Annotated in this window: 7 protein-coding genes and 1 riboswitch; of the genes, 4 read left to right on the top strand and 3 right to left on the bottom strand. The window is 64.2% G+C overall.

Annotation, left to right across the window (positions count from 1 at the left end; all coding sequences use genetic code 11):
- The coding region (locus FV220_RS03730; RefSeq protein WP_147829724.1) for an outer-membrane lipoprotein carrier protein LolA at window positions 1–747 on the top strand (747 nt) is incomplete at its 5' end.
- A gap of 546 nt (window positions 748–1,293) precedes the next feature.
- Here the strand turns inward: FV220_RS03730 and FV220_RS03725 are convergent.
- Together FV220_RS03725 and FV220_RS03720 are read right to left on the bottom strand one after the other, a co-directional pair.
- Window positions 1,294–1,959, bottom strand: coding sequence for a hypothetical protein (locus tag FV220_RS03725; RefSeq protein ID WP_147829722.1), 666 nt, complete (start codon window positions 1,957–1,959; stop codon window positions 1,294–1,296).
- 100 nt (window positions 1,960–2,059) lie between these two features.
- On the bottom strand, window positions 2,060–2,860 hold the full coding sequence (locus FV220_RS03720) for a lysophospholipid acyltransferase family protein (RefSeq protein ID WP_147829720.1): 801 nt from the start codon (window positions 2,858–2,860) through the stop codon (window positions 2,060–2,062).
- A 79-nt stretch (window positions 2,861–2,939) separates the two neighbouring features.
- Here FV220_RS03720 and FV220_RS03715 point away from each other — a divergent pair, with 79 nt between their 5' ends.
- Both FV220_RS03715 and FV220_RS03710 read left to right on the top strand, forming a co-directional pair.
- Window positions 2,940–3,749, top strand: a complete 810-nt coding sequence (locus FV220_RS03715; RefSeq protein ID WP_147829718.1) for an exodeoxyribonuclease III — start codon at window positions 2,940–2,942, stop codon at window positions 3,747–3,749.
- 311 nt (window positions 3,750–4,060) lie between these two features.
- A riboswitch (SAM-I-IV-variant riboswitch) is annotated at window positions 4,061–4,172 on the top strand.
- Window positions 4,173–4,222: 50 nt separating this feature from the next.
- Window positions 4,223–5,290 carry a low specificity L-threonine aldolase gene (locus FV220_RS03710; RefSeq protein WP_147829716.1) on the top strand — a complete coding sequence of 356 codons (1,068 nt, stop codon included), beginning with the start codon at window positions 4,223–4,225 and terminating at the stop codon, window positions 5,288–5,290.
- 88 nt (window positions 5,291–5,378) lie between these two features.
- On the opposite strand, the gene FV220_RS03705 is transcribed toward FV220_RS03710, so the two are convergent.
- Window positions 5,379–5,678: a hypothetical protein gene (locus FV220_RS03705; protein WP_018044125.1), complete on the bottom strand. Its 300-nt coding sequence runs from the start codon at window positions 5,676–5,678 to the stop codon at window positions 5,379–5,381.
- A 454-nt stretch (window positions 5,679–6,132) separates the two neighbouring features.
- On the opposite strand from FV220_RS03705, the gene rpsO reads away from it, so the two are divergent.
- Window positions 6,133–6,402, top strand: coding sequence for a 30S ribosomal protein S15 (gene rpsO / locus FV220_RS03700; protein ID WP_018044126.1), 270 nt, complete (start codon window positions 6,133–6,135; stop codon window positions 6,400–6,402).
- Window positions 6,403–6,595 lie beyond the last annotated feature (193 nt).

Raw genomic sequence — 6,595 nt, 5'->3', positions numbered from 1 at the left:
GCCGCTCCCGCCGCGCCGAAGAAGCCCGCGGCCCAGGCACCCAAACCCGCCAAGGACGCCAAGGCGGGGTCGGACAAGGCGGCTCCCGGCGCGAAGCCCGCCGCGAAGGCCGCGCCCTCGGACGCGCCCGCCAAGGTGGCCGCCGTCGGTGCCCCCACCGCCGCGTCCTCCATGCTCGATGCCGAGCCCGCCGCCGTGCTCGCCCAGGCCAACGCCTATTTCAACGGGATGACCACGCTCAGCGGCAACTTCGTCCAGATCGCCGGCGACGGGCGCCGCATCGGCGGCAAGCTGACCCTGGCCAAGCCCGGCCGCCTGCGCTTCGACTACGACCAGCCCTCCCCCATGGAGGTGGTGGCCGATGGCACGTCGGTGGCGGTGAAGGACCGCAAGCTGAAGACCCAGGACCTCTACTTCATCTCGCAGACGCCGCTGAAATTCCTGCTCCGCGACAAGATCGACCTCGCCCGCGACCTCACTGTGTCGGACATCGCCAACGATCCGGGCGGCATCCGCATCTCGCTCGAGGACCGGGCGACGCTGGGCGGCACCTCGAAGATCCAGCTGTTCTTCGACGCCGAGATGAAGACCCTCAGCCAGTGGCGGATCACCGATCCGCAGGGCTACCAGACCACGGTCCAGCTCTCGAACCTGCAGAAGGGCAAGGCCATCGACGGCAGCCAGTTCTTCATCAATTACGGGCGCAGCGAGGACAAGGCGATGGAGAAGCAGATCAAGGCGCAGTGAGGGGGCGCTCCCTCCCCCCCGCAGAGCTACGATGTTCACACATTCTCGCGGGATGCGCGGGTCCCCTCTCCTGGAAGGAGAGGGACAGGGTGAGGTGCGTGAGTTTTTCGGAGATGGACCACACCTCGCCCCAGCCCTCTCCTTCCAGGAGAGGGAGCATGTTGCGCCTCACCTCGCTTAGGCCTTTGACGTGTCGCAGGTTTCGGGACGCAAAACCGGTGACCACTTTTGCTAAACCTGCTTAGACAAAACAGCCATCGAACAGATGATGGTTGTATCTCGTATCAATGCGGCGAACGGTCCGCTTCCGGCATTCACGAATCGGGCGCCCCGAAACCAAAGCCACGATTGACGATCCACCCCCGCTTTTGGAGCGGGACCGCTTCCGGAGAAGTCCGTTACGAGCGCGTAAAGTTCTTCGTACAGCGGTGCCCAAAGGCCCTTCTGCGCGTCATTGCCGGCAGCGTGAATGGCATTAATTTCATCATATCTGGCACGCAGGCCTGCAACTACAGCTGGGTCAGAAATTATCTCGCTCGTCGCCAGTCATGGAACTTCGACCTTGAATTGGAACGTACGGCTATTATCGCGGGAGATAGGTGGTGAAGCTAACCACCGAACTAAATCTTCGATGGCCGGGCTCTGAACGTTTGTCGTTCGAATTTCTGCGCCTATTCCCAGATAAACCAGAATACCCGGCACGGGCTTCAATCTGGGCAAATGATGCAGGCGGCCATAAACAACCTTGAGCCGCTCGTTCGGGTTAGGCAAATCGGCAACGATGCGCACTATCGACACATCCCCATCAGGCGAGATGCCTGGCAAAGGTCTCCTTCGACTGCCCGACCATAAAGTCATTGCCGGGCTGCTTTGCTCAAGGCTAAGCACGTGGACTAAGCCCGGACACTCCACCTCGAGAAGCTCGGGGATAAAAATTGTACTGCTCGGTATAATGACCGTATCGCCAGGCTCACCCATGCGAAAATATGGCCGTGCCCAGCTTGTCGGGATATAGAGATTAACCTCACCAATTTGAATAATTCTTACATCAGCAAGCGATCCATCTGCCAGGATCAAATTTTGATCCTCAGGCATATCAGCGCAATTGCAAGGCTTCAACGACGGGTTTTCTGCAGGAGCCGCGACACCTTCACCGCCGGCCGTCATTAAATTTGCTCCGAGCATAATACTCAGTATGGATCGTAGATTCATCCGGATCTTCCTTCATCTTCGATTCAGGAATTTCCTGCTTCAATGATCGAGTTGCTCAGTATGAATCCAGTAGCCCGCCGAGGGGCGAGGGTTTTCTCGCTCACGACGCCCGAAGGCTCATGTCCGGGGCGCCGCTCCGCCAGCGGTTCAGTTCGGCATCGATCGCGTCCTGCGTGCCTCGCATGAACTCCCCGCCCGAAAGGCCGGGCTTCAGGGTTTCAAGGTAGCTCACCACCACGGTTCCGGGGATGTGGCGCGAGCCGCCATGGGGCCAGTACAGGCCGGAATTCACCGCCACGGGCAGGACCGGTAGGCCGAGCTTGGCGTAGAGCAGCTCGACCCCGCGCTTGAACTGCACCGGCGCGTCGATGGTGCTGCGGGTGCCCTCCGGGAACATCAGGATCGAGCGCCCCTCCGCGATGGCCATCCGGCTCTCGTCGATCATGGTGCGCAGGGCCTGGGTGCCGTTGGCCCGGTCGATGATGATCATCGGCGAGCGGCGCAGGAACCAGCCGACGATGGGGATCGCCACGAGTTCGCGCTTGGCCACGATGGCGACGTTCGGGATCAGGATGAGGAAGGCCAGGGTCTCCCAGGCCGATTGGTGGTTGGCCACGATGAGGCACGGCTCTGCGGGGATGTGGGCGCGCCCCTCCTCCACATAGGACAGGCCGACGATGTGGCGCAGGCCGAACAGGATGCCGCGCGACCACAGCCGCGTCGCCGCCCGGATCGGCTTCGTCGGGCAGCCGAGGGCCGCGAGCACCACGAGGGGAAGCGCGAAACAGGCGGTCCAGGCGGCCCAGTAGACGTTGAAGAGCGCAGAGCGGGTGCGCGACACGACGGGCGATCCTTCCTGAAACGGCGGCGGCGCGTCCTTCTCGCTGATGGAACGCGGCATTTGTGCGGCGACGGGCGGGCCGATCCGGTCTATCGAAGCGGCCGATCCCGTCCCTTATCACATCTGTGAGCTAGACCCGTTGCGCCTCTCCGTCACCACCTGGAACATCAATTCGGTGCGGTTGCGCATCGATCTCGTGCTGCGGTTCCTCGCGCAAGCGAAGCCCGACGTGCTCTGCCTGCAGGAGACCAAGTGCCCGGACGACGCGTTTCCGCTGAAGGCCCTGCGCGGGTCCGGCTACGAGCACGTCGTCTTCGCCGGCCAGAAGGGCTACAATGGTGTGGCCATCCTTTCGCGCTTTCCCCTGCTCACCCGCGACGTCATGGCCTTCTGCGGGAAGCCGGATGCCCGCCACATCTCGGCCGTGCTCGGGCCGGAGGCGGGCGCGGCGGCGGGCCTCGTGATCCACAATTTCTACGTCCCGGCCGGCGGCGACGTTCCGGATGTCGGGCTCAATCCGAAATTCGCGCATAAGCTCGACTTCCTGCAAGACCTGCGTGCCTGGGGCGCACGGCGCATGGCCGGCCCGGCGATCCTGGTGGGCGACCTCAACGTGGCGCCCCTCGAACACGACGTCTGGTCGCACAAGCAGTTGCTCTCCGTGGTCAGCCATACGCCGGTGGAGACGCAGGCCCTGGAAGAACTGCGCGGGGAAGCCGGTTGGATCGACGCCGCCCGCGTGCTCACCCCGGAGCCCGAGAAGATCTACACGTGGTGGAGCTACCGCTCGCCGGACTGGTCGGCCGCCAACAAGGGGCGGCGCCTCGACCATGCCTGGATCTCGCCCGACCTCATCGGCACCGCGCGCTCCGTCGACGTGTTCCGCGAGGCGCGGGGCTGGGAGCGACCCTCCGACCACGTACCGGTGACGCTGACCCTCGACCTGTGACGGGCGGGCGCATCCCATCCGTGTGGCCGGCCGAGGAACGCAAAGCCCTGCCGATCATTGCACTTCGGACTGGCGGCCCCGGATGGGCGCCGCATCTTATTCACCGCTCCGGAGTGTCCTCCAAATGCGCAAGCTGATCCTCGCCTTCCTTCTCCCCAGGGTCGTCTCCTACCTCCGCCGCCGCTATTCCGGCCGCTCGGGTCGCCCGACTGCCTGAAGTTCGCTCCTCGCCCGTCCTCCCAGTGTGGGAGGACGGGCGGCACGCATCACTCCCGTCGCGTTGCGGCCGGCCCCGCGCGCTGATAAGCCTCCTATCGCATCAAGAGTCGCGGCGACGCCCGACGCCAACCTGCTGATCCGAGCAAGGTGGAGCCCTCATCGACTGGAGGGGATGTGGCCGAACCGGCAACGAAACGGGTTTCGCCACGCGTCGCTTCGGCTCCCCTTTGGGACCGACGGAAGGCGCAGCGACGATGAAGTCCGAACCCCAGCAATTCGCCAGCGACAACTACGCCGGCATCTGTCCCGAGGCCTGGGCCGCCACCGAAGCGGCCAATGGCGGCTCGGTGCCCGCCTATGGCGAGGATGCCTGGACGAAGCGGGCGTCGGACGCGTTCCGCGATCTGTTCGACAAGCCGGATGCGGAGGTGTTCTTCGCCTTCAACGGTACCGCCGCCAACTCCCTGGCGCTGGCCTCCCTGTGCCAGTCCTACCACAGCGTCATCTGCTCGGCCTCGGCGCATGTGGAGACCGACGAGTGCGGCGCCCCGGAATTCTTCTCCAACGGCTCGAAACTGCTGGTGGCGGCGAGCCCGGACGGAAAGCTCACGCCGGCCCTCATCCGGGGGCTCGCGACGGGGCGCTCCGACATTCATTTCCCCAAACCCCGCGTCGTGACGATCACCCAGCCGACGGAGACCGGGCAGCTCTATACCCTCGACGAGATCCGGGCGGTTTCGGCCGGCTGCCGGGACCTCGGCCTGCGCCTCCACATGGACGGCGCGCGCTTCGCCAATGCCTGCGCCAGCCTCGGCTGTGAGCCGGCGGAGATGACCTGGAAGGCGGGGGTCGACCTGCTCTGCTTCGGCGGCACCAAGAACGGCATGGCGGCGGGCGAGGCGATCCTGTTCTTCGATCCCGCCCTCGCCGAGGATTTCGGCTATCGCTGCAAGCAGGCGGGGCAGCTCGCCTCGAAGATGCGCTTCCTCACCGCGCCCTGGGTCGGAATGCTGGAGGGCGGCGCCTGGATCCGCAACGCGGCCCATGCCAATGCCTGCGCGCGACGTCTCGCCGGGGCGGTGGCGGAGTGCCCGGGCTTTGCCGCCATGTTTCCGGTGGAGGCCAACGCCGTATTCCTGAAGGCATCGCCCGAGCGACTGGACGCCTTGCGGGACAGGGGCTGGCGTTTCTACACCTTCATCGGCGGTGGCGCCCGATTCATGTTCGCCTGGGATTCTGAGCTCGAGCGGATCGACGCGCTCGTGCAGGACATCCGCGCGGTGAGCGCGGCTGTGCCGGATCGACTGTCCGCCTCCGGCTGATTCCATCCGCCCATCGGGCTGCGCACAAGCTTCTGAGTGTCGGGGCGGTCCGGCCGCAGAACCGGCGAACGCTGTTTTCGATACCGGTTCAGTCCGTTTTCTTCGTGTCGGGCATGCCGGCCACGAACTCCTTCACGGCGGCATCGTAGTGTTGCTTGACGAACTCCTTCGTCCCGGCGGGAACGACGGCCCAGATCACGGCGGCGACGAAGATCAGCGCCGCGACTGTGTAGGAAAAGCTCTCGAAGACACCAAGCCCCCCGAGCAGCAGGGGGATCAGGCTAAGTGCCAACGCGATAAAGGCCGAGCCAAACAAGTAATAACTTGATACGAAAGCAATAACAGCAAATGCTATCGGTCTTCCGATCTTGATGATGATCCGGTTCATTCCACCCCCAGTCGTTTCGGAAAACCTGATTGCGCTTCTTAGTTGAGGCCGAGCCTTTATCACATTTAAGTTTGAATGCAAAAGACAGAAGCTCGAATTTGTCGCAGTGTGACCTTTGCGGCGAAATGGAGCCCGGCTCGTCGACAGACAATACGATAAATCAAGACGTTAGACTTGGAATGGCCCGAGGCGGCCTTGCGTCGTTCCGGACGCTCCGCCGAGGCGGAGCGAAGGCCCGGCATCCGTCCGGGCAGGCGCCGGGACGGGGGTGGCACGAAGCCCGGATTCGTGTATGTGTCCTCTGGCCTCGACCCGGAAACGGGCACGGGGCTAAAGCTGCTTGTGAACGCGACCGTGCTGGACGACATCCCGGCACAGGCCCCGTCGCAGGCTGAGGCGGTCTTTCTCGAAGAAAACCGTCTCGATCCGAAAACCCGTATCGAAAGGGAATGCGATGTCGATTTCGGCCGAGCGCAAGACTGCGCTCATCAAGGAATACGCGACCGGCGGCAAGGACACCGGTTCTCCGGAGGTCCAGGTGGCGATCCTCACCGAGCGGATCACCAACCTCACCGGCCACTTCAAGACCCACGGCAAGGACAACCATTCCCGCCGCGGCCTCCTGAAGATGGTCTCGCAGCGCCGCTCGCTGCTCGACTACGTCAAGCGCAAGGACGAGGCCCGCTACCGCAGCCTCATCGAGCGTCTCGGCATCCGCCGCTAAGGCAATTTTCGCGGTCCCGAGCCTGGCTCAGGGCCGCGTTTCATTGACGTCCCGCGCTGCCGGAATGGGTCTGGCCGCGCGACCATCGGGCCGCTTCGAGGCGCACTCGTCGGGGACAGGATCGCCAGGAGTTCTTCGCCGGTCCGGCGCGGAACTCCTCGCCGTCTTGCCCCTGGCGGCGCCGGGCACGCCC

Source organism: Methylobacterium sp. WL19, from assembly GCF_008040005.1.
In the GTDB taxonomy this organism is placed as follows: domain Bacteria; phylum Pseudomonadota; class Alphaproteobacteria; order Rhizobiales; family Beijerinckiaceae; genus Methylobacterium; species Methylobacterium bullatum.
Note: the sequence above shows the minus strand (reverse complement) of the source record. Positions and strands in the feature narration are given on the sequence as shown.

Excerpts from the sequence above, each read along its gene's own strand:
- FV220_RS03725 (WP_147829722.1), bottom strand. The coding sequence starts at position 1,959 with ATGAATCTACGATCCATACTGAGTATTATGCTCGGAGCAAATTTAATG.
- FV220_RS03720 (WP_147829720.1), bottom strand. The coding sequence starts at position 2,860 with ATGCCGCGTTCCATCAGCGAGAAGGACGCGCCGCCGCCGTTTCAGGAA.
- FV220_RS03710 (WP_147829716.1), top strand. The coding sequence starts at position 4,223 with ATGAAGTCCGAACCCCAGCAATTCGCCAGCGACAACTACGCCGGCATC.
- FV220_RS03705 (WP_018044125.1), bottom strand. The coding sequence starts at position 5,678 with ATGAACCGGATCATCATCAAGATCGGAAGACCGATAGCATTTGCTGTT.
- rpsO (WP_018044126.1), top strand. The coding sequence starts at position 6,133 with ATGTCGATTTCGGCCGAGCGCAAGACTGCGCTCATCAAGGAATACGCG.